The sequence below is a fragment of the Gilliamella sp. App4-10 genome, from assembly GCF_001690495.1.
In the GTDB taxonomy this organism is placed as follows: domain Bacteria; phylum Pseudomonadota; class Gammaproteobacteria; order Enterobacterales; family Orbaceae; genus Gilliamella; species Gilliamella apicola_G.
On the sequence record NZ_LZGS01000035.1, the window covers coordinates 54,469 to 76,730 of the forward strand.

The 22,262-nt window shown below is 36.4% G+C and carries 22 protein-coding genes; 11 read left to right on the forward strand and 11 right to left on the reverse strand.

From position 1 onward, the window contains the following. Positions 1-90: 90 nt before the first annotated feature. From radA to A9G23_RS05235, 3 genes are all read right to left on the reverse strand, one after another. Complete coding sequence (radA, locus tag A9G23_RS05225; RefSeq protein ID WP_065586610.1) at positions 91-1,470, reverse strand: DNA repair protein RadA; 1,380 nt, start codon at positions 1,468-1,470, stop codon at positions 91-93. Positions 1,471-1,479: 9 nt separating this feature from the next. After that, positions 1,480-2,454 (reverse strand): phosphoserine phosphatase, encoded by a 975-nt coding sequence (gene serB / locus A9G23_RS05230; protein WP_065586611.1) that lies wholly within the window; start codon positions 2,452-2,454, stop codon positions 1,480-1,482. 187 nt (positions 2,455-2,641) lie between these two features. Continuing rightward, positions 2,642-2,983, reverse strand: a complete 342-nt coding sequence (locus A9G23_RS05235; protein WP_065586612.1) for a winged helix-turn-helix transcriptional regulator — start codon at positions 2,981-2,983, stop codon at positions 2,642-2,644. Between the two features lie 108 nt (positions 2,984-3,091). Between A9G23_RS05235 and A9G23_RS05240 the strand changes: the two genes are divergently transcribed. Beyond that, the gene (locus A9G23_RS05240; protein WP_065567395.1) at positions 3,092-3,634 is read left to right on the forward strand and encodes an NAD(P)H-dependent oxidoreductase; all 543 of its coding nucleotides are present in this window, start codon (positions 3,092-3,094) and stop codon (positions 3,632-3,634) included. A gap of 53 nt (positions 3,635-3,687) precedes the next feature. Here the strand turns inward: A9G23_RS05240 and rsmB are convergent, their stop codons facing one another. Both rsmB and A9G23_RS05250 read right to left on the reverse strand, forming a co-directional pair. Continuing rightward, complete coding sequence (rsmB, locus tag A9G23_RS05245) at positions 3,688-4,980, reverse strand: 16S rRNA (cytosine(967)-C(5))-methyltransferase RsmB (protein ID WP_065586613.1); 1,293 nt, start codon at positions 4,978-4,980, stop codon at positions 3,688-3,690. A 33-nt stretch (positions 4,981-5,013) separates the two neighbouring features. Further along, complete coding sequence (locus tag A9G23_RS05250; RefSeq protein WP_065586614.1) at positions 5,014-6,357, reverse strand: Na+/H+ antiporter family protein; 1,344 nt, start codon at positions 6,355-6,357, stop codon at positions 5,014-5,016. Between the two features lie 174 nt (positions 6,358-6,531). Between A9G23_RS05250 and A9G23_RS05255 the strand changes: the two genes are divergently transcribed. The 3 genes from A9G23_RS05255 to A9G23_RS11365 all read left to right on the forward strand — a co-directional run bounded on the left by A9G23_RS05255 (position 6,532) and on the right by A9G23_RS11365 (position 8,926). After that, entirely contained in the window at positions 6,532-7,404 is an 873-nt protein-coding gene (locus A9G23_RS05255; RefSeq protein ID WP_065586615.1) for a shikimate dehydrogenase, read from the forward strand. A gap of 113 nt (positions 7,405-7,517) precedes the next feature. After that, positions 7,518-8,282, forward strand: coding sequence for a type I 3-dehydroquinate dehydratase (gene aroD / locus A9G23_RS05260; RefSeq protein ID WP_065586616.1), 765 nt, complete (start codon positions 7,518-7,520; stop codon positions 8,280-8,282). Positions 8,283-8,767: 485 nt separating this feature from the next. Continuing rightward, positions 8,768-8,926 (forward strand): endonuclease V, encoded by a 159-nt coding sequence (locus A9G23_RS11365; RefSeq protein ID WP_141669986.1) that lies wholly within the window; start codon positions 8,768-8,770, stop codon positions 8,924-8,926. Between the two features lie 58 nt (positions 8,927-8,984). On the opposite strand, the gene glnS is transcribed toward A9G23_RS11365, so the two are convergent. The 3 genes from glnS to A9G23_RS05280 all read right to left on the reverse strand — a co-directional run bounded on the left by glnS (position 8,985) and on the right by A9G23_RS05280 (position 13,000). Continuing rightward, entirely contained in the window at positions 8,985-10,661 is a 1,677-nt protein-coding gene (gene glnS, locus A9G23_RS05265) for a glutamine--tRNA ligase (protein ID WP_065586617.1), read from the reverse strand. Between the two features lie 270 nt (positions 10,662-10,931). Then, positions 10,932-12,275: an ATP-binding protein gene (locus A9G23_RS05275; RefSeq protein WP_065586619.1), complete on the reverse strand. Its 1,344-nt coding sequence runs from the start codon at positions 12,273-12,275 to the stop codon at positions 10,932-10,934. Further along, positions 12,272-13,000: a winged helix-turn-helix domain-containing protein gene (locus A9G23_RS05280; RefSeq protein ID WP_065586620.1), complete on the reverse strand. Its 729-nt coding sequence runs from the start codon at positions 12,998-13,000 to the stop codon at positions 12,272-12,274. The genes A9G23_RS05275 and A9G23_RS05280 overlap by 4 nt, the downstream gene beginning before the upstream one ends. A 160-nt stretch (positions 13,001-13,160) precedes the next feature. Here A9G23_RS05280 and A9G23_RS05285 point away from each other — a divergent pair, with 160 nt between their 5' ends. Genes A9G23_RS05285 through A9G23_RS05300 form a run of 4 tightly spaced genes read left to right on the forward strand, consistent with a single transcriptional unit; the run spans position 13,161 to position 15,494 of the window. Beyond that, entirely contained in the window at positions 13,161-13,892 is a 732-nt protein-coding gene (locus tag A9G23_RS05285) for an MtnX-like HAD-IB family phosphatase (protein ID WP_081296962.1), read from the forward strand. Positions 13,893-13,901: 9 nt separating this feature from the next. Then, positions 13,902-14,735, forward strand: a complete 834-nt coding sequence (locus A9G23_RS05290; RefSeq protein ID WP_065586621.1) for an alpha/beta hydrolase — start codon at positions 13,902-13,904, stop codon at positions 14,733-14,735. Beyond that, positions 14,735-15,091 (forward strand): EamA family transporter, encoded by a 357-nt coding sequence (locus tag A9G23_RS05295; RefSeq protein WP_065586622.1) that lies wholly within the window; start codon positions 14,735-14,737, stop codon positions 15,089-15,091. Before A9G23_RS05290 ends, A9G23_RS05295 begins: the two co-directional genes overlap by 1 nt. Before the next feature lies 1 nt (position 15,092). Continuing rightward, a complete protein-coding gene (locus A9G23_RS05300; RefSeq protein WP_065586623.1) occupies positions 15,093-15,494 on the forward strand; it encodes a DMT family transporter in 402 nt (133 codons plus the stop codon). A gap of 82 nt (positions 15,495-15,576) precedes the next feature. Here the strand turns inward: A9G23_RS05300 and A9G23_RS05305 are convergent, their stop codons facing one another. From A9G23_RS05305 to A9G23_RS05315, 3 genes are all read right to left on the reverse strand, one after another. Continuing rightward, a complete protein-coding gene (locus A9G23_RS05305) occupies positions 15,577-16,449 on the reverse strand; it encodes an arginase family protein (protein ID WP_065586624.1) in 873 nt (290 codons plus the stop codon). After that, on the reverse strand, positions 16,446-17,495 hold the full coding sequence (locus tag A9G23_RS05310) for a GNAT family N-acetyltransferase (RefSeq protein WP_065586625.1): 1,050 nt from the start codon (positions 17,493-17,495) through the stop codon (positions 16,446-16,448). The genes A9G23_RS05305 and A9G23_RS05310 overlap by 4 nt, the downstream gene beginning before the upstream one ends. A gap of 74 nt (positions 17,496-17,569) precedes the next feature. Then, on the reverse strand, positions 17,570-18,979 hold the full coding sequence (locus tag A9G23_RS05315; RefSeq protein WP_141669987.1) for an aspartate aminotransferase family protein: 1,410 nt from the start codon (positions 18,977-18,979) through the stop codon (positions 17,570-17,572). Positions 18,980-19,163: 184 nt separating this feature from the next. Here A9G23_RS05315 and A9G23_RS05320 point away from each other — a divergent pair, with 184 nt between their 5' ends. The 3 genes from A9G23_RS05320 (at position 19,164) to ompA (ending at position 22,234) form a co-directional block, all read left to right on the forward strand. After that, positions 19,164-19,913 (forward strand): MipA/OmpV family protein, encoded by a 750-nt coding sequence (locus tag A9G23_RS05320; protein ID WP_081296963.1) that lies wholly within the window; start codon positions 19,164-19,166, stop codon positions 19,911-19,913. Between the two features lie 113 nt (positions 19,914-20,026). Further along, positions 20,027-20,935: a recombination-associated protein RdgC gene (locus A9G23_RS05325; protein ID WP_065586626.1), complete on the forward strand. Its 909-nt coding sequence runs from the start codon at positions 20,027-20,029 to the stop codon at positions 20,933-20,935. 195 nt (positions 20,936-21,130) lie between these two features. Then, positions 21,131-22,234, forward strand: coding sequence for a porin OmpA (ompA, locus tag A9G23_RS05330; protein WP_065586627.1), 1,104 nt, complete (start codon positions 21,131-21,133; stop codon positions 22,232-22,234). Positions 22,235-22,262: the final 28 nt, after the last annotated feature.

Here is a 22,262-nt window from a genome sequence, read left to right on the forward strand (position 1 = left end):
TCGTCGCAAATTTAATCGAAGATAAATCCAATCTTAACCGCCGATAAACCTCGGCGGAATAATTTTAACGATTGATAATTGAGATGATTTTTAAAAATCACCTAAAATATCTAATGCTTCTGAAACTTTTTTAACGGCAAAAATCTGCATATTTTCGGGCTTTTTCTTGGGCATATTAGCGATTGGTACGATTGCTTTTTTAAAACCATGCTTAGCGGCTTCAGATATGCGTTCTTGCCCACTCGGTACAGGTCGAATTTCACCGCCAAGGCCAATTTCACCAAATATAACAACATCTTGTGGTAGAGGACGATTGCGAAAACTGGATACCAGCGCCGCTATCAATGCTAAATCCGCACTAGTTTCGGTGACTTTAACCCCCCCAACCACATTAACAAAAATATCTTGATCGGCCATTTGTAACCCGCCATGCCGGTGTAATACCGCAAGCAATAATGCCAGTCGATTTTGATCTAATCCAACGGTTACACGTCTTGGATTACCATACATAGAGTGATCGACAAGTGCTTGGATTTCAACCAGTAATGGTCGGGTACCTTCCCACAGTACCATGACCGAACTACCCGGTAGCATCTCATCGCCACGGCTTAAAAAGATTGCGGATGGATTACTAACCTCTTTTAAACCTTGTTCAGTCATCGCAAATACCCCCAGTTCATTCACCGCCCCAAAGCGATTTTTATGACTGCGTAGCGTTCTAAAACGAGAATCAGCATCACCATCTAATAAAATTGAACAGTCAATACAGTGCTCAAGTACTTTTGGCCCTGCTAGCGAACCATCTTTGGTTACATGCCCAACCATAATAATGGCAATTCCTTTCGTTTTAGCAAACCGCGTTAAATAGGCAGCTGTTTCGCGAACTTGTGCAACACTACCGGGGGATGATTGGATATCAGTAAGGTGCATCACTTGAATAGAGTCAATTACCATAAGTTTAGGTTGTGACTGTTCGGCAAGCAGGCAAATTTGCTCAATGCTTGTTTCGGACAGCATATTGATATTATCAGCCGGTAAACCCAAGCGATGTGCACGCATCGCAACTTGTTGAAGTGACTCTTCACCTGTTACATAAAGTGTATTCATTTGTGATGATAGCTTACTCATGGTTTGCAGTAACAACGTACTTTTACCTGCACCAGGATTACCCCCAATTAAAATCGCGCTACCCGGTACGACGCCTCCACCAAGCACACGATCAAATTCTGAAAAACCTGTTGAAAATCTTGGCAGTGCCTCTAAGCTGATTTCAGATAATTTTTGAATTTTTGCTTGACCAACACCACTACCCGCATAACCGGTTAATCTATCATTGCGCGAAGCGGTACTTGCAAGCCTCACTTCAGTTATGGTATTCCAAGCATGGCAAGCACTACATTGACCTTGCCAACGCGGATAGTCTGCGCCACAATCATTACAAACATAAGCTCGCTTTACCGCTTTTGCCAATTTAATCTCCTAACCTTCACTTAATAAACTGGTTGATAAAATGCACCATAAACCCGTTAAATCAGCATAATTAATACTGATTCGTGCCTTTTCAACTACTTTGGGTTTGCCACGATAGGCAACGCCTAAACCCGCTATACGAATCATCATTAAATCATTGGCACCATCACCAATCGCCACTGTTTGCTCAATGGGGATATTAAGTGTTGCAGCTAATTGTTGTAATGTCCTTGCTTTATATTTTGCATCAACAATTTGACCAGTCACTTTACCCGTTAATTTACCATGTTTAATTTCTAACGCATTGGCATAAACTTCAACTAATTTTAACTTTTGCTTTAAGTGATCAGCAAAATAGGTAAAACCACCTGACACAATAGCAACATGCCAATTTTTTTTATGCAATTCTTTCACTAAAAATGTCAATCCAGGCGTAAGAGGCAAGCTATCTTTTACTTGCTGTAAAAGATCTTGATGTGCACCTTTTAACGTTGCCACACGTTTGCGCAAACTCGTTGTGAAATCAAGTTCACCACGCATCGTTTGTTCAGTCACGTCCGCAACTTGCTGCCCGACACCATGCAATTTAGCCAGTTCATCAATACATTCAATGCCAATAGCGGTTGAGTCCATGTCCATAACAAGTAACCCCGGGGAGCGTAGCGTGGGTAAATTATCGATTGGGGCAACATCAATACCTAATGCTAATGATATCGATTTAGCTTTTTTAGGTATCACCCCTGCAATACGAACAATCTGATAAGTTTTGATTTTCCATGATGAAACAATCACCATTGGCATAGCAAGTTGATCTTGGAATTTTGATAAGACTGTTTTATTTAACTTTTTACCATAAATAATCCAGCCTGTTTTACCGGCATTATAATCTAAAGGAACCACTTCACAGCCATTTAATGACAGCGGTAAACCTTGCCAATGTTGGATATTTTCAGGTAAATCATTGTAGGTGAGAGTATAAGCCATATCTGAACATCTTTATAAGATAAAACAAGCCCAAAATTTATCACAACTACTAAAGATTGTCCAAGTTAGGATTGTGTGATTTTTTTAGTTTTTTATACTTAAACACATAGTTACCTGAAACTTTTTGACAAAATAGATAAAACCGTGGGTTACCTTTAATCATTCCACCGCGATGCTTATATCAATCTTAAATATTCAACGCCCATAAACAAAGTTGCTCTAATACAGGCCCTAATTTTTCGCCAAATGGCGTTAATTTATAGACAACTTTTAAAGGGGGTTTATCACCAAAAACGCGTCGAGTAATTAACCCATCCTCCTCTAATTTTTTAAGTTGTATACTTAATGTCATATCGGTAATATGAGGAATAATAGTTTTCAATTCGCTGAATCTTTTTTCACCAAAAAGCAAATAATAAAGTATTACCCCTTTCCATTTTCCACCAACTAAATCCATTGCCAAACTAATAGGGCAATAATAAGTTTTATTGTTATAACGTTTTAATGGTCTTTGTTCATCTATTTGCATTAATTCACCTAACTATCAAGTTTGATAGATATTGCTATAAGTTTATTTACAAATAAACTAATTAGAGTAACTATCATTTTAACAGCAAAAAAGGAAAAAAGTATCATTATGACATTAATTATTTTAGGTCACCCCAATATTAAACAGTCTATCGCCAATAAAACAATTATCGAAACATTACAAGATAAAGTTGAGGATATTGAAATTCGCAATATTCACAAGCTTTATCCAAACTATCAAATCAATGTACAAGAGGAGCAAGCCGCATTACTCAGACATGACCTTATCGTTTTACAATATCCAATGTATTGGTTTAACATGCCGGCAATATTAAAAATATGGTTTGATGAAGTATTTACTTACCAATTTGCTTATGGCTCCAAAGGCGATAAATTAAAAGGTAAAAAACTATTACCAAGTTTAACCATAGGACAACAAGAACAAAATTATAAAAAATATCACAACGATTTAATGGATAATTTATTAGAGCCCGTCAAAGTATCAACTTTATATACGCAAATGGAATATCTGCCACCAATACTTTTATATGGTATTTCACCAGAGATTGAAGAAATGCAAGCTAAAATAAAAACAAAAGCACGACAACATGGGCAACAGTTAGTTGAAATCATAAATAAATATAACCAATAAAAATCAATATGATGATTTATAATAATTGATAAATCATCATATTTTATGTTGTATTAACTATGCTTTTTTAAAACCGCATAAAAAAAACCATCACCACCATTTTCAATAGGTAAAAATTGTTTAAGTTCACCTTGTAATTTGGCGCTGGTGTTTTCTTGTAAAAAACGCTCAATTTGTAATTTATTTTCGTCTGGTAGAATTGAACAAGTGGCATAAACTAAAGTACCACCAATTTTTAAATAAGACCAAATATTAGTTAAGATTGCATGTTGTAGCTCAGTTAATTGGGCAATATCATTATCTCGGCGTAACCATTTTATATCTGGATGACGGCGGATAACGCCTGTTGCCGAGCAAGGAGCATCAAGCAAAATGCGATCAAATTGTTGTCCTTCACACCATTGTTCTGGGGTTAATCCATCACCAATTTTAACTTTGGCGTGTAGATTTAAGCGTGTTAAGTTTTCGTGAATGCGCTTAACTCGACTAGGATCAATATCAACAGCTAAAACTTGTGCTTTTGGGGCAACTTCTAAAATATGTGTGGTTTTACCACCAGGTGCTGCACACATATCCAAAATATGCTCGCCATTTTGTGGTGCTAACAAATAAGCGGCATATTGAGCGGACAGATCTTGTACCGTAACAGCACCATTATCAAAATAGGGTAATTTAGTCACATTGACTGGCGACAATAATCGCAGTGCACTAGGTAGTTCAGCAAAGGTGTCAGACTCAATTTGTTGCTCAGCAAGTAATTGTTGGTACTCAGTGACTGTATATCGATTAAGATTAACCCGTAACCACATGGGTGGCTTTTGATTATTAGCATTAACAATAGCCTGCCACTGCTGTGGATAGGCTTGTTTAAGACGAGTTAACAGCCAATTTGGGTGTAATGATTGCTGGTTTTGTTGCTTGCTGTCTTGCGTAAATTTTTGTTGTAATGAGATTTGCTGGCGTAAAAATTCGCGTAATACGCCATTGATTACACCCTTAAGCTGTGTTTTTTTCAGTGTGTTGACAGCATTCACTGTTTCGCCAACTGCGGCATGTTCTGGGATTCGGGTATAAAGAATCTGATAAATTCCCACTAACAATAAATAGTGCAAAATTCTATTTTTACCGGTTAACACTTTACTCATTAAGGTGTGAATATAAAAATTAAGTTCTGGTAATACTCGCATCACACCAAAACAGATCTCTTGCACCAACGCTTTATCTTTATCGGCTATTTTATAATTTAAAGTTATCAATGTCGCACTTAATGATTGCCCTTCTTCTAGCACATTAAAAATAGCTTTTGCACAAATAGCTCGAATATTTTGATGTGATCGATTATTCATAATGATAGTGACCTAAATTCAACAATATGCTGATTATAAAATTAATGATCCAACCCAACCAGCAATAAATAACGGAATATTAAAATGGGTAAATGTTGGGATAACGCTATCGCGAATGTGGTCATGTTGCCCATCATGATTTAGCCCTGAAGAAGTGGCTAAAATGGTATCTGATGGCGGCGATCCTGCATCACCAATTGCACCAGATGCGCCAATTAAACAGACGGTTGCAATTGGCGAAAAGCCAAGCTGCACACAAAGAGGCACATAAACGGCAGCAATAATAGGGACTGTCGAAAATGATGAGCCAATACCTAAGGTAATAATCAATCCAATCAACATCATAACAAAAGCAGCAATCACTTTATTGCCAGCAAATAAAGCCGCGCTATGAATCACTAGTGGTTCGATTTCATGAGTCTGTTTTAATACTTCGGCAAAGCCTTGTGCTGAAATCATCACAAAACCGATCATTGCCATCATTTTGATGCCATCAGTAAAAACACCATCCGCTTCGCCCCATTTAATCGAACCCGATACAATAAAGCAAATAAAACCAATTAAAGCCCCTAAAATCATCGATCCAGTATAAAGCTGAACAGTAAAGGAGAGAACAATGGCCAGTAGTGAAACAATCAGTGAGCGCTTATTCACATTGTTTAACGCATCTAAATTCGCTACGCCTCGAATAATTTTATATTCTCTAGGTTTACGATAACTGACAAAGATCGCCCATAATAAACCCATAAACATACCTAATGCTGGAATGGCCATTGCATGCATCACATTAACATGGCTCACATCCATACCTGATGCAGTAATATTTTTTAATAATATTTGATTTAAAAAGATATTCCCAAATCCCACCGGTAAAAACATATAAGGCGTAATTAGACCAAATGTCATAATACAAGCAATCATCCTTCTATCGAGTTGTAATCGCGACATCACATATAAAAGTGGCGGAATTAAAAGTGGTATAAAGGCAATATGAATAGGGATAACATTTTGTGAAGAAATACTAACTAATGCAATAATGATAATTAAAATCCATTTGATGCGTTTTTTCGCATCGCTTGAGGTAAGCTGTTTGATCGCTTTATCTGCCAATAATTCAGGTAAGCCAGATTTTGATATTGCCACTGCAAATGCACCTAACATCGCATAAGAAAGCGCAATATTTGCCCCATTGCTGATCCCAGTATTGAATGCATCAATGGTTTCTTTCAACGATAAATGGCTAAATAGCCCACCAACAAATGCGCCAATAATTAAGCTAATAACGACATGAACACGGCAAAGAGATAAAATTAACATACAAATTACCGCAACTACAACTGCATTTATTGACGAGAACAAATCAAGCACTGTATTCATAAATAGATTCTTAATTGAGAAGCAAAGCTTATTATTTTAGGCGATAGATATTGAAAGTGCAATCAATAGTGTATACTCACTTCTTCTTAATATACAAAACTAAACGCGTGTTGCTAAAGAAGGTTAAAAATAGAAAGCTTTATAGGCAAATAAGGCTATTGTGGAGTGCGGTGAATGAGAAATAATATAGACGGACATTTTTTATTAATTGGTTTAATGGCTTACCCTATTCGCCATAGTTTATCCCCTCAAATGCAAAATACCATTTATGCTAAACTGAATGTACCCTATGTTTATTTAGCATTTGAAGTTGATCAAGAAAAACTGCCTGATGCAATTAAAGGAATTCGGGCATTGGGTTTACGTGGTAGTGCGATATCTATGCCTAATAAACAGCTTGTCTGCCAATATCTAGATAAGCTAACACCAGCTGTCGAATTGAGTGGAGCATGTAACACTATTTCAAATGATAATGGGGTTTTAACCGGTTATAACACTGACGGAATGGGTTACATGCGTATGCTCAAAGAAGCCAACATTAATGTGATAGGAAAAAAAATAACCATTCTTGGTGCAGGTGGCGCTGCGACAGCCATTGTGGTACAAGCTGCGCTTGATGGTGTAAAAGAGATCACCATCTTTAACCAAAAAGATGAGTGCTATGCCAAGATCGAAGCAGTTGCTAAAAAGTTGAATCAACATACCCAATGCCATGTACGTGTTATCGATCTGGACGATAAAGATCAACTACGCCAAGAAATTGCAACGAGTGCGGTTCTTTGTCATGCAACAGGTGTCGGGATGAAACCATTAGAAGGACAAAGCTTAATTACTGATCCAACAATGTTAAATCCTGATCTAGTTGTTACAGACTGTATTTATAGTCCACGTAAAACAAAACTACTCGAAATGGCCGAAAAACAAGGCTGTAAAACATTAAATGGTATAGGCATGATGTTATGGCAAGGCGCTGCGCAAATAAAAATTTGGACAGGTGAAGATGCTCCTATTGAATATGTGAAAGAACAAATGGGCTTTAATAATTAGTTGAACTAAGTGTGATTACATTACATCAACTTGTTTTACTCTTTTGTTTTATTTAATCTAACCTATAAAATGAAACCCTATAATAAAAGCATCGACGATTAACAGGAAATAAAATGAAAACAGTCACTATCAAACAACTTAAGATCGGTTCGGGCGCGCCCAAAATTATTGTGCCAATTATCGGTAAAACTAAAGCGGAATTAATTGATGAAGTTAAGCTTTTACAATCTATTGATTTTGATGTTTTAGAGTGGCGTGTTGATCACTTTACGAACGTTGATAATATCAATGCAGTCAAAGAGATGGCAAGGAAAATAGTCGATTTATTACCGAATAAACCGCTTTTATTCACCTTTAGAACCGTAAATGAAGGCGGCGTCAAACCTTGGCCTTTAACATCATATATTGAATTAAATAAAGAAATGGCATGTAGTGGACTTGTCGATCTGATTGATGTCGAGTTGTTTATTGGCGATGATTACGTAAAAGATATAATTGCTGTTGCACACAAAAATCAGATATTTGTTGTAGCATCAAACCATGATTTTGAAAAAACACCCGCTAAAAGCGATATCATCTATCGATTACAAAAGATGCAAGACCTTGGTGCCGACATTCTTAAAATTGCCGTCATGCCACAAACCACTGATGATGTGTTAACTTTGCTTTCTGCAACCACTGAAATGAACGAAAAATACGCCACCAAACCCATTGTTACCATGTCGATGGCCGGTCTTGGTGCCGTTAGCCGTATAGCAGGTTCAACATTTGGCTCAGCAATGACTTTTGGCGCCGCTAAAAATGCATCGGCACCCGGTCAATTCAATGTCACACAATTACGATATATTTTAGATGCATTATATCAAGGCCACAGTTAACTCAACATAATTAATATAAATCAATATGATATAATCAAAACATTAAAAAACAATGTGTCATTTCTACTTCATGATTAAGGATTCGTTGCTGTATTAATGAGTAGCTTAGGCGGTATTAGTCATAATCGCTATAGATTAACCATTGATGGTTTGGGATAACCACGGCGAATTGGTCGGCGTTTCATTTAATCATTGAACTCATTCGATATCTGAAATTGAAAAGGTAATCGTTGATTATCAAGATACTGTTACCCCCTATCAAGCTGGTCAATGTTATCAACGGAATTTACCTTGCATACTATCACTGCTTGATAAAGTTTTGATTTAGGTCTAATTAAAAACATCGTGATTGATGGTTATGTGCATTTGGGTGAAGGTAAAATAGGGTTAAGGTGGCATGTATATAGTGCGTTAAATAAAACCAATTCTATTATTGGAGTTAATAAAAACCTTTTTCTGGTAATAGCGAATATTTGATTGAAGTTATGCGATGTCAGATCAAACATCCTTTATATGTGACTTCAATCGGCATATCGTTAGAAAGTACGGCAGAAAACGTGCAATTAATGGCAGGCAAATACCGTATACCTGATTTACTGAGTTATTTGAATCAACAAATAAAATTGTTTAAACATAAGAACTAAATCATTGAAAGCGGTCGTCATTCGCCGAATTAAGTTGGCGAATGACTGGCGAGTTAAATTATGCTTCGTTCCAGCTGTCTCTTAAGCCCACTGTTCGGTTAAACACTAATTTATCTTCGGTTGCATATTTGTTATCTAAACAAAAGTAGCCTTCACGTTCAAATTGGTAAGCATATTCGGCTTGTGCATGTTGTAAACTTGGCTCAACTAAACCTTGTTTAATAATTAATGAATTAAGATTAATGGTTGATAAAAAATCCTCGGCTGCCCCTGGATTTGGTGTATTAAATAAACGATCATACAGACGAATTTCAGCCGGTTTTGCAAACTTAGCCGAAACCCAATGAATGACGCCTTTCACTTTACGACCATCTTCCGGATTTTTATTTAATGTTGCAGGGTCGTAACTACAATAGATCGTTTGGATGTTGCCTTCGGCGTCTTTTTCAACGCGATCAGCACGAATAACATAGGCATTACGCAAACGTACTTCTTTACCAAGTACTAAACGCTTGTAGTTTTTGTTAGCTTCTTCTCTAAAATCAGCTCTGTCGATGTAAATTTCACGCGTGAATGTCACTTCTCGAGCACCTAATTCTGGGCGGTTTGGGTGATTTGGCATGCTAAGCACTTCGTCGATCGTGTCAGAGAAGTTCTCGATCACAACTTTAACTGGATCTAGCACAGCCATTGCGCGAGGTGCGTTTTCATTCAGATCTTCACGAATACAAAACTCAAGGGTACTCATTTCAACAGTATTTTCTTGCTTAGTCACCCCAATTCGTCGGCAAAATTCACGGATCGAAGCAGGTGTATAACCTCGGCGACGTAAACCCGATACCGTTGGCATGCGCGGGTCATCCCAGCCATCAACAATGTTTTCTGCTACTAATTGGTTTAGCTTACGTTTAGACGTAATAGCATACTCTAAATTTAATCTTGAAAACTCATACTGGTGCGGACGCGCTTCGATCGTAATATTGTCTAATACCCAGTCATATAAACGGCGATTGTCTTGGAATTCAAGCGTACACAGTGAATGGGTAATATTTTCAATGGCATCAGAAATACAATGGGTAAAATCGTACATTGGATAAATGCACCACTTGTTGCCTGTTTGGTGATGCTCAGCAAATTTGATACGGTATAACACCGGATCACGCATCACAATAAATGGCGAGGCCATGTCAATTTTAGCACGTAAGCAGGCTTTTCCTTCGGCGAATTTGCCTTCTTTCATTTGTATAAAAAGTGCTAAATTTTCTTCAACACTACGATCGCGATAAGGGCTATTTTTACCCGGTTGCGTTAAAGTACCACGATATTCACGAATTTCATCAGCAGACAGTTCATCTACATAAGCCAGTCCTTTATTGATGAGTTCAATTGCATATTCATATAGCCTGTCAAAATAGTCAGATGAGTAACAAATCTCACCATCCCATTCAAACCCTAACCAACGGACATCTTGTTTAATCGACTCAACATACTCTATATCTTCTTTGGCTGGATTAGTGTCATCAAAACGTAAGTTACATTTACCCTGATAGTCTTGCGCAATACCAAAATTTAAACAAATTGATTTAGCATGGCCAATATGTAAATAACCATTAGGTTCTGGCGGAAAACGGGTATGCGTTGTTTTATATTTTCCTGCTGCTAAATCTGCATCAATAATTTGACGAATAAAATTAGATGGACGATTATCTGTCTCGGTCGGTAATGAACCGCTCATAAAAAACCTCTGATGATATATTTATTAATAACAAATTGAGAATTTTTGCTTTGTTATTGCGTATTATGTTAGCTGACGAATATAACAAATTTTTCTTGTTTCTGAAATGGAAAATAGGCGATTTGCATCGACAAAATGAGCTTTTCACAAAAGCCTATTGGTTTTAACAAAAAAACTATTGTTAGATCAAAAAAATCAAAATAAAAAAACAAAATAAAATCAACATGATACCTGACTGATTTGGCTAAAAAATTACCTTTAATGATTGTTTTATTCATCGCCTGACTTTAGCGAAACCACAAATCTTGCGCCACCAAGGGGACTGGTTACTACAAATGCTTTACCATCATGAAATTCTGCCATTAATTTTACATAGGCTAAACCAAGACCATAACCACCCGTTGAACGTGTTCGGCTAGTATCAAGTCTGGCAAAAGGCATAAAAATCTTTTCGCGCGCATCAAAAGGAATGCCAGCGCCATCATCATCGATCTCAAGGATAACGCGATTTTCATGTTTGGTAATATTTAAAACTGCTTTATGTGCTGCATATTTAAACGCATTAAGTAACAGATTTTTTACAATAGTTTCAACTAAATTGGTATCAATCATAGCGTATGCATCTTGGCTATTACAAGTTAGTTCAAACTCTTTAGGTTTGAATAAAGCCAGTGATTGGCACACTTTTTCACCCCACTCTTTGAGTGCTACACGCGTTAAGTTTAGCTCGATATTGCTTTGCTGCATTTTAAAATAATTCAAGCTGGCATTGATTAATGTTTCAAGCTCGTTAATATCATCACTCATACCTTTTTGTAAAAGACGTTTTTCTTGCTCGTCATTAGCTTCTTCAAGCATACTAAGTTCAAATCGCATTCGTGCAAGCGGTGTGCGTAGTTCGTGTGCCATTGCATGGGAAATCGTTTGATTGGTACTGACTAAGTGTTCAATATGCGTGCCCATATTATTTAATACGTTAGCGAGCGGCTTAAACAACCAACCTTTTACATTTTCGGTTCGTGCTTTTAAATTACCTTGCCCAAGTTGTTCGGCAGTTTGCCTAATATTGACAAGATCCTTCCAAACGACACTAAACGCCATATAAATTAAAATAAAAAAGATGATGGCACTAAATAAAGCCCAAATAATAAGAAAAATGGTCAATGACATGGTATTTGATTCCAAAATATCCCGCATTACAATCGGACCTAATTGAAGTAAATGACCATCTTTTAAATCAATGTAAACAACCTCTTTGTCACTATCATAAGAAAAATCCAGCTTCTTTAACTCATTAAGTACAGTATCAGGTAACCGTGTGTTACTTGACAGTACTTCAATAGGATAACCAAAATAAGGTTGTAATTCACTAACCACTTCTTGAAGGGGGCGATCTTTATGTTCGTTAATCTGCATACGAATAAGGTTTACCGTACCTCGCTGGGATTCTCGAAACACAACATGATCATCAGGTATATCCGTTAATGATGAAGGTAATGAATCAAAAACTAATAAAGCACCATAAGCAATAATACTTTGCAATAAAAGTAAAATGATCAAATAAAACACAATTCGGCGATTGAAAAATAGCGGTTTAGCTAAGAGCTGACTCAATGGCTTTCTCCCTCTCGCATAAATAAATAGCCTTTGCCACGAACCGTTTTGATGCGTGATGGATTATCTGGATCATCAAGTAATTTACGACGAAGTCTTGACACACGAGCATCAATAGACCGATCGCTACCATCAAAATCGATACCTCTTACCTGAGAAAAAATATCATCTCGAGATAGAATTGTCCCCGCATTATGAGCAAGTAACCATAACAGATCAAACTCGGCTGTCGTTAAATCAATTTCTTGCTCTTGCAAGAGCACTTTTCGATTTTCACCATCTACGATTAAATTGCCAAATATTAGGGTTTTATTATTCTGTGGCAACACAAATTCTTTATGATTGTCTTTATCAGTTTCTATCTGTTTCCGTCTTAATAAGGCTCGTATTCGGGCCAGCAGTAATCTTGGCTCAACGGGCTTAGCCAAATAATCATCTGCACCTAATTCAAGCCCAACAATTTCATCAATATTATCTTCGCTGGCTGTCATTATGAGGATATAGTTAGTAAACCATGTGCGTATATCACGACAAATATCAAAACCTGTTTTTTCAGGTAACATCACATCTAATATAACTAAATCAGGATTAAGCTGTTGAATCTTTTCTTCAGCGCCTGCACCACTATTATGCCATTCAACAAGATATCCTTGCCGAATGAGATAAACTTGAATTAAGTTGGCTAATCGTTGATCATCTTCGATGATTAATATACGTTCACTCATTATGTGCTCTCAATTACCGCAGCTTGTACTTAGAGATTCTTCATTATACAGACAATTAGCCGACCGTTACAAAACATATACAAAGAGTCTACAAAGTTTATTGTCACTTTATGAGAAAATTTGCGCCAATATCTATAAATAGACTATTTTTATATCAGAAATGAATACTTTTTCATCAATAACAAACCCTCTTTTTTATCCATCTCATACACAGCGTCATACGCCAATTATCTTATGTGATTTTGATGGCACAATTAGTGTGAAAGACGTTACCGATACGTTGCTGAGCCATTTCGGTCAAGATGGTTGTGATGAGCTTGAAGAATTATGGGTTAATGGCAAAATTGGCTCTCAAGAATGTATGAGCAAGCAAATTGCCTTAATGGATGCAAGCTTAGACGAGCTTAATGACGTCTTATCACAAATTGAAATTGATCCAGATTTTAAATCATTTATTCATTATACTGAACAAAATAATATCCCTGTTCACGTAGTTAGCGATGGACTTGATTATGCCATTGAGTTTATTTTAAAACGTCATGGTATTAAACTTTTGCCAATTTTTGCCAATAAATTGACGCACAATAATGTGCGCAGTTGGCGCCTTGAGTTCCCCTATGCAAACAAAGACTGCATCAAAAAAAGCGGCAATTGCAAATGTAATCACGTTAAAAAACAACAGCACTTTACGCAGATATTATATGTTGGTGATGGCTCTTCAGACTACTGCGTATCGCATAATGTTGATTTTGTGTTTGCTAAAAACAAGCTGGTTCATTATTGTGAAAAAAATAAGATTGAGCACTGTGCCATCAAGAGTTTTGCTAATGTAACTCAAGCCTTAAAACAAGCTCAGGATTTGCTAATTCCGATCATGATAGTAAAAGAATAAGGAATACTAATGAGTACAATTGAAGATTTATCGTACTTTCTACCAGGTAACAAAAATGGCGTGCTATTAATTCATGGATTAACTGGGACGCCCAATGAAATGCGAATTTTAGCCAATGGTTTACATAAAGCAGGATTTACGGTTTATGCCATCCAGTTAGCTGGGCATTGTGGTACGGAAGAAGATTTGTGTAAAACAACTTGGCAAGATTGGTATAAAAGCGTGCAAGATGGCGCTGATTATTTAGCACAGCATGTAGATAATATCTTTGTTGCAGGACTATCAATGGGCGCACTACTTGCGCTCAAACTGGCAGTAGACAGACCTGAACAAATTAAAGGGGTTGGTGTGTTAGCACCCACATTTTGTTACGATGGTTGGAGTATGCCATTTTGGGCAAAAAAACTGTTTTTCTTACTTGTTTACTTTAAAAAATTGGGTATTTTCCAAAAACAGGTTTTCATTGAACAACCGCCTTATGGACTTAAAGATGAACGCATTCGTGCGGTGGTCTCTGAAAGTATGTTAAGTGGTGATGCTGCATCAGCAGGCCTTGCTGGAAATCCATTCCCTGCGCTTGCCGAAATGCAGTTATTGGCAAAAGCGATGCGCAAGCAATTGCCCCAAGTGATTTCGCCTTGTTTAATTATGCATTCAGGTAACGATGATATCGCCAATATAGAAACGAATGCCAAATTGGTCGAAAAGCAAGTTTCAGGACCAACAAAGTTAGTGGTATTAAATGATAGCTATCATTTAATTACCATTGATAGCCAGCGCCGCGAAGTGATCAAGGAGTGTGCTTCTTTCTTTGATAATATAGCAGAAGGAATAAAAGCATAATGTCACCATTAGTTATTCTACTTTGGGTTAGTAACATTTGTTTCGATACCTTAGGACAGGTTGCTTTTAAATTTGCTGCCATCGCGCCCAACAATCGCAATGGTTGGTACTATTGGCTAGATTTAGCAAAAAATAAGTGGATTTGGATTGGCGTTACCTCTTATGTTGCTGAATTTTTATTATGGTTAGCCTTTTTAACGTTAGTCCCTCTTTCTCAAGGGGTATTACTTGCTTCATTTAATATCATTACAATTATGCTAGTTGGTCGTATTCTTTTCAAAGAATTACTGACTAGTTACCGTTTGATAGGAATGTTATTAATCACCGCTGGCGTCATTTTTGTAGGAATGTCTTAATATGGCTAGATTTTACTTAATTGGTTTTTCTGTATTACTCTTTTTTGACACAATTGCGCAATGTAGTTTTAAATTAACCGCTATTGAAGCGCAACCTTTAGAAATGAGCCTAGAATGGTTAACTCGCGTATTTACTAACCCTTGGATCTATATTTCAATAGCGGGTTATATTCTGACTTTCTTTACTTGGATGACGTTATTAAAAAAAGCACCAGTAGGCCCAGCTTTTGCGGCATCGCACTTTGAAGTTGTGACAGTCATGATTGTTTCTATCTGGTTATTTCACGAACCCATTACCTTATTCAAGTTAATTGGTGCAACACTAATTGTTTCGGGCATTCTCTTTTTGGCGTTAGCAGAAAGCAAATTATCTAAACAAAATTTGCAACATCATCAACGTTAAGTTCTCATCATAACAAATAATGGAAAAGTAGGTAAATTTTTATACTTAAACACCTACTTTTCTGAAATTTTTTTACACCAATTTATACTGCTAATGCTTTTAATAATGTCACATTAAGTTGATGTTGTTCTTGTTGCCAATTGATAAGGTTTTGGGGTGATATAGTCGGTTGTTTATCTAGCGAACTGAGTAAACGTTTAAACCAATTTGATGGCTGCCATATTGACAGTTCTCCCGTAATATCACTGCCGATAATTCTAGTTTTAATTGACGATATAGTATCAAGCAGATGATACGTTTGTAGCTTGCCTTGATCCCAGTTGGTGTGAATCACCTCTTCGCTTAATACGTCTTTATCAATCGATAAATAGACCGGTTGTGCGCTATGATATTGTTCGGATAAGAAGTTAGCAATAAGGTCATCTGGTGTGGCAAAATGCCTAAAAGCATGTCCTAAACCAATTTTTTTTGCCCATGCGACATTGACATCTAAGCTCCAATAAGTCAGTTTTTTATGAAAAAGTGGTTTCCACCTATTTTCCCAAAAATGAGCAAGTCCAATATCATGGGAGGTAATACCAAGCACATGTACATGACTCACAAATGGCAAACCTGCCACATAACTAACCCATGATCCACAATGGATACCAAATAAATAACGCATGTTATCGGGGTGATTATCAAAAATCACAACTTGGATCGGATTGTCTGCGGAATATTGCTGTGCTAAACGTTCAATAAGTAATAATGAAATATGATGAAAATCACCACTGCCCATTAATACCGTGCCATGAGTGTCGGGTAAAGATTTTTGTAATGCCTGTTTAAATTGGCTAAATTGTTTCTTAGTGCAACCAAAACGAATTGTATCTTGCCACTGCGTAACATCAATCGTTTGAGCATGACAAATATCACCCACGCTTCCATCAAAGTTGAGAATAATAGGACAGGTCATGCTACTTTCTCCTTATCACTTTCAAAGTGACCAATCAATCTGCGTAATACAGCTCTTAGTAATGGATTGCGAATATAGACAAGATGCTTAGTAAAAGTAAATTTTGCACCGAGTGATGCTTTTACCTCAGGATCGGTCCAACCCGCAATATAATGACTAAATCCTTGCTGCAAAGCATATTCAAGATTAACAAACCAGCTTACAAAATAGAGATTGAGCTCTCTTGCCTGTGGATAAACCATACCAATATACTTATCAACTAGCATATTGTTCACAACAAAACAAATATTGTACCCCACCAACTTATCATCATGGTGATAAGTCACAATATGCGCATTTTGGATTTTGCTTTGTAATAGCTGAGTAAAAAAGGGCTTAGTCAATAAGTCAAAATGGATTTCACTTTGCTGATAAACATTAAGATATAATTGATAATACTCATCTAAAACCGCTTGGTCATAAAAACACTCATCACCACTATGCAACATATTAATCACTAATTTTTCTCGTGATTTTAGTTTTCGCCTAAAATTTTTACGTCGACTATAAGAAAATCGTGAAAAAATCTCATCTATATTTACAAAATCAATCGGTAGCCAAGCCAATGCTTGCCCCTCGACTTCAATAAAACCTTGTTCTTTTAGTGACGAAATAAGATGCATTGAATAATCATTTTCTTTGTCTCTCAGTAAAGGCGATGCGATAGGTATATCTTTAACAATCAAAAAAGGATATTGCTTAGCATAAGCCGTTTTTAGATGTTGTGCTAATTGATTAGCATCCACTTTATCATTTAGTAACGCATATTCCGAAACAGTTGCGCCAACAAAACAAGTATTGGGTTGTAAGTAGCGCTGCCATTTATGATAAAAAGGCAGTTTTTGAATTTTATGTCTGAAATCATCATCTGCAGTAGTAAGAAGATCAAACTTGGCAGAAAAAACAGGCACACCATCTTCACTCAGCCATGCGGAAAATTCTTGTGGAGGATGAGCTAAAAAATTGTCTATTAATTCATTGGGTTCTAACTGATTGATATATTTCATAACGTTAAATATAAGATTGGCTGTAACTCGCGGTCCCGCCAATAGACATTGGCGGGAAAATGAAAACAAAACAATTAAAGCTCTTTTTTAGCTCGAGTAATTAATTGATCCAACAGTTCAATACCCTGATCAATTTCTTGACGAGAGATGTGTAACGATGGCGCAAAGGTAATCACGTTTTTATAGTAACCACCAATATCCAGCACTAAGCCCATTTTGGTACCTTTCCAATCAAGATCACCGGACATACCGATATCAACCATTTTGTCAACAAGTGCTTTATTGGCTGTAAAGCCATCTTCAGTACAGATTTCAGCACGTAGCGCTAAGCCTAAACCATCAACTTCGCCGATCTCTTTGTGTTTCTTCTCAAGTGTTTTTAAACCTTCTAGGAAGTAAGCACCGCTCTCCATGACCATTTTTTCGTAATCGGTTTCAGAAGTCATTTTTAACACTTCAAGACCAACTGCTGTACCAAGTGGATTTGAGGCAAAAGTTGAGTGAGTTGAACCAACTGGGAATACTTGTGGATTAATTAATTCTTCACGTGCCCATAAACCGCCTAGTGGATTAAGTCCATTAGTTAATGCTTTAGCAAAAACCACAACATCAGGTTTGACATCAAAGTGTTCAATTGACCAAAGTTTACCAGTACGATAAAAGCCCATTTGGATTTCATCAACGACTAATAAAATACCATACTGATCTAATACTTTTTTAAGACCTTTAAAGTAATTACGAGGAGGAACAATATAACCACCTGTTGCTTGTAAAGGTTCGGCATAAAACGCTGCATATTCCGCTTGTCCCACTTTTGGATCCCAAACACCGTGGTATTCGGTTTCAAATAAACGCGCAAATTCAGCCACCAAATGTTCACCATATTCTTCTGCTGTCATGCCTTTTGGTCGACGGAAAGGATATGGGAATGGAACAAACATAGCACGATCACCAAAATGACCATAGCGACGACGATAACGATAACTTGATGTAATGGATGAAGCGCCTAAAGTACGACCATGGTATCCACCTTGGAAAGCAAACATTAACGATTTACCGCCAGATGCATTACGAACCAATTTTAAAGAGTCTTCAATACATTGTGAACCACCCACATTGAAATGTACTCGTCCTTCATAACCAAAGCGTTTTTCCATGCCTTGGGCTATCGTTTTGGCTAATTCAATTTTAGTTGGATGCAAATATTGGCTAGCGCACTGTGGTAAAGTATCAATTTGCTTTTTAAGCACATTATTTAAACGTTCATTCGCATAACCAAAGTTACACGCAGAATACCACATTTGTAAGTCAAGGAAAGCTTTGCCTTCTTTATCATACATGTAGCTACCTTCACAACCATCAAAGATTTTTGGTGGTTCAACATAATGCACGGTATCACCAAAAGAACAATATTTAGCTTCATCCGCTAACAATGTCGCATCATCAGGACGACTATTAATCATTTCTAAAGTTGGTTTACTCATAATTATCTCACTAATCCATATTCAAATACGATAAAATGTGGCATTATTATTCAAGAAATTGGTTTGTTACAATGTACAATTAATGTATAGATTGTGTGACGATATGCGAAACAGCAAAATAAACGATAATAAAGTTTGTGTTACTAGCTACAGGTGATCACTTTTTATATATGGGTATAAAACAATGAAAAAAACAGCTTGTGCACTTTCTATTTTGTCAATCATCGTTTTAGGCACCACCAAAAATGCGTTAGCTGATCCCATTTCCATCGGGGCGGGTATGGGTTTGGCAAATTCACCTTATAAAGGTTATAGCACTAATTATTACCCTATCGGTCATATTGATTATGATAATGGCTTATTTTTTATTGATGACTTATCGGCTGGTGTTTATGCGTATAATGAAGATAATCAAAGCATCTCCATTGGCGCTCGTTATTTATCTAATGAATTTAAACCACATGATTCAGATAATCACCAATTAAAGCAACTTAATAGCCGTCATTCAACACTACTTGCAGAAATCGAGTATTCCATTGATACCAACTGGGGAAGTTTTTCTAGTAGCGTAGGGGCAGATGTACTAAATCAAAGTAATAGTATTTTAGTCAATGCTGATTATACGGTTCCTTATATGCAAGGTAATTTAATTGTTGCGCCTACTATCGGTATAAATTGGGCCAATAATAAACATAATGATTATTATTATGGTGTCTCGCATAAAGAATCCTCACGTTCAAAATTACGATACTTTAATGTTGATGATTCATTAACACCTTACGCTGAAATAGCAGCACAATATTCATTAACCCAAAATATTGCGACTTTTGGCGGAGTTCATATTGATAAGTTAACTGGCGATGCGGCCGATAGCCCTATGGTTGACAATAGCACTGTAACCTCAGTTTATATGGGTGTATCTTATCACTTTTAATGAATATACATTCATACTCAATAACAAAATAATCTCGGCTTATCCACTATAAGTTGTTACTCGTTTAAACAAGATAAAAACTTTATCACAAAAAATTCAGGAAATAGAAAAGTATGCTTTGGTTTAAAAATGCCATCATTTATCAACTTAATAATGATACATTACTTAATAAAGATGCGATTGAAAAAGCACTAAAATCTCAGCTTTTTACTCCGTGTGGTAGTTTAGATACCACCAAAATAGGTTGGGTTTCTCCTTATCATGATAATAATAACGATGATTTTATTGTTGATATACAAGGGCATTTGTTATTACGTATCAAAAAAGAAACAAAAATATTACCTGCCCCCGTCATTAAACAAGCATTATTAGAGAAAATCGATAAGCAAGAACAAGCTTTAAACAGAAAGCTGACTAAAAACGAAAAAGCCACCTTAAAAGACGAAGTCATGATTGATCTAATGCCAAGAGCATTTAGTAAATATAATCACTATTGGTTATGGATTGATACACAGAATAAACGCATTATTGTTGATTGTAGTAGTTTTAAACAAGCAGAAGATATCTTAGCTATATTACGTAAAGAGCTTGGTTCACTTGCTTTAATACCTTTATCAATTGATAAACCTCTTGAGCAAGTCATGACCACATGGGCTAAAGAGAATTTAACATTCCCGCCATTTTTATTGGGTGACCAAGCCGAACTTAAAGATCCGCTTGAGGGTAATGGGATTATCAGTTGTAAAAATCAAGAAATCACCAGCGATGAAATGCGTGTCCATTTTGATTCTGGAAAATGGATCACTAAAATTAAAATTATTGACGAAAGAGGCGTCAGCTTTATCGTCAATAATGACTTAACATTTAAACGAATTAAATTTGACTCGGTTATTTTAGACGAAAATGAAGATATCGGTTCCGATGAATTTGATAAACGACTTGAAGCGGACTTCTTTATTATGGCTAATTCATTAGCAAATACCATTAATGACTTTTACATGACTATTAACAAAATAATTTGATAAAATTATTTAAATATTTTCTATTGCTGTAGCAATAACTATAGATTTGCCTATTATCTATGTTATACTAGGCACTAAATTATGGGTAACATAATTATATAAAAATAAGTAATTGTTCTTTTTTATTTGAAGTAAATTTTAAACAATAAAGAAACTAAACATCGTCTATAACAACATATAAGTTGAGGCAATAAAATGAAAAAAACTACTCTAGCTCTAGCAATCGCAGTTGCAAGTTTAACAGCTACTGCAGCTAACGCATCATACGAAGAAAACACTTTTTATACAGGTGCTAAATTAGGTTGGTCAGAACTTTACAGATTAGATGCCAATAAAGTCCGTGGCTATAATAAAGATGAAATCGGTATTAAAACATCAAATCGTAGTAATGTTGCGGGCGGTGCTTTCCTTGGTTTCCAAGCAAACCCTTATTTAGCATTTGAATTAGGTTATGATTGGTTAGGTTCTGCTAAATATAAAAGAACTCGGACTGCTGATAATACTAAAGCTGGAAACAGCAAGATTTCTGCACAAGGTGTATCTTTAACTGGTAAATTAAGCTATCCATTATCATTTATCTCTGACGATTTAGATATCTATGGTCGTGCTGGTGGAATGGTAACTATCGCTAAATGGAAAAATGGTGGAGATATTAAAGCACAATACGGTCACGGTGGCACAAAAACTGACGTATCTCCTGTTTATGCATTAGGTCTTGACTATCGTATCGACGAAGATTTCTCTACTCGTTTAGAATATCAATATGTTCAACATATTCATACTAAAACTGACGCTTCTCCAGATGCAGGTTTAGTAACTTTAGGTATCACTTACCGTTTAGGTTCTACTGCAGTTGCTACACCACCGGTTGAAGTAAAAACTCAAGAAAACCGTTATGTATTAAATGAAGATGTATTATTTTCTTATGCAAAAGCTGACTTAAAAGAAGAAGGTCGCCAAGCATTAGACAACTTACTTACAAATCTTGTTAAAATTAACCCAACTGAAAGCGCTATCGTAGTAATTGGTCATACTGATCGTATCGGTTCAGATAACTATAACCAAAAACTATCAGAAAAACGAGCTAACTCAGTTATGAAATACCTAGTATCTAAAGGTGTTCCTGCTGACTTAATCAGCGCACGTGGTATGGGTAAATCTCAACCAGTTACTGGTACTAAATGTAATGCTCTTCGTGGCGCTAACTTGAAAGCATGTTTAGCACCAGATCGTCGTGTTGAAATTGAAGTTAAAGCACGTAACATTCAACAAGTTGAAGTAACTAATACAACAAATTAATTTTTTAAATTATTGATTAAGACCCGGT

Excerpts from the sequence above, each read along its gene's own strand:
- aroD (WP_065586616.1), top strand. The coding sequence starts at position 7,518 with ATGAAAACAGTCACTATCAAACAACTTAAGATCGGTTCGGGCGCGCCC.
- A9G23_RS05300 (WP_065586623.1), top strand. The coding sequence starts at position 15,093 with ATGGCTAGATTTTACTTAATTGGTTTTTCTGTATTACTCTTTTTTGAC.
- A9G23_RS05290 (WP_065586621.1), top strand. The coding sequence starts at position 13,902 with ATGAGTACAATTGAAGATTTATCGTACTTTCTACCAGGTAACAAAAAT.
- A9G23_RS05315 (WP_141669987.1), bottom strand. The coding sequence starts at position 18,979 with ATGAGTAAACCAACTTTAGAAATGATTAATAGTCGTCCTGATGATGCG.
- A9G23_RS05310 (WP_065586625.1), bottom strand. The coding sequence starts at position 17,495 with ATGAAATATATCAATCAGTTAGAACCCAATGAATTAATAGACAATTTT.
- A9G23_RS05255 (WP_065586615.1), top strand. The coding sequence starts at position 6,532 with ATGAGAAATAATATAGACGGACATTTTTTATTAATTGGTTTAATGGCT.
- A9G23_RS05295 (WP_065586622.1), top strand. The coding sequence starts at position 14,735 with ATGTCACCATTAGTTATTCTACTTTGGGTTAGTAACATTTGTTTCGAT.
- A9G23_RS05235 (WP_065586612.1), bottom strand. The coding sequence starts at position 2,983 with ATGCAAATAGATGAACAAAGACCATTAAAACGTTATAACAATAAAACT.
- rsmB (WP_065586613.1), bottom strand. The coding sequence starts at position 4,980 with ATGAATAATCGATCACATCAAAATATTCGAGCTATTTGTGCAAAAGCT.
- A9G23_RS05325 (WP_065586626.1), top strand. The coding sequence starts at position 20,027 with ATGCTTTGGTTTAAAAATGCCATCATTTATCAACTTAATAATGATACA.
- A9G23_RS11365 (WP_141669986.1), top strand. The coding sequence starts at position 8,768 with ATGCGATGTCAGATCAAACATCCTTTATATGTGACTTCAATCGGCATA.
- A9G23_RS05285 (WP_081296962.1), top strand. The coding sequence starts at position 13,161 with ATGAATACTTTTTCATCAATAACAAACCCTCTTTTTTATCCATCTCAT.
- ompA (WP_065586627.1), top strand. The coding sequence starts at position 21,131 with ATGAAAAAAACTACTCTAGCTCTAGCAATCGCAGTTGCAAGTTTAACA.
- A9G23_RS05280 (WP_065586620.1), bottom strand. The coding sequence starts at position 13,000 with ATGAGTGAACGTATATTAATCATCGAAGATGATCAACGATTAGCCAAC.
- A9G23_RS05240 (WP_065567395.1), top strand. The coding sequence starts at position 3,092 with ATGACATTAATTATTTTAGGTCACCCCAATATTAAACAGTCTATCGCC.
- A9G23_RS05305 (WP_065586624.1), bottom strand. The coding sequence starts at position 16,449 with ATGACCTGTCCTATTATTCTCAACTTTGATGGAAGCGTGGGTGATATT.
- A9G23_RS05320 (WP_081296963.1), top strand. The coding sequence starts at position 19,164 with ATGAAAAAAACAGCTTGTGCACTTTCTATTTTGTCAATCATCGTTTTA.
- serB (WP_065586611.1), bottom strand. The coding sequence starts at position 2,454 with ATGGCTTATACTCTCACCTACAATGATTTACCTGAAAATATCCAACAT.
- A9G23_RS05250 (WP_065586614.1), bottom strand. The coding sequence starts at position 6,357 with ATGAATACAGTGCTTGATTTGTTCTCGTCAATAAATGCAGTTGTAGTT.
- glnS (WP_065586617.1), bottom strand. The coding sequence starts at position 10,661 with ATGAGCGGTTCATTACCGACCGAGACAGATAATCGTCCATCTAATTTT.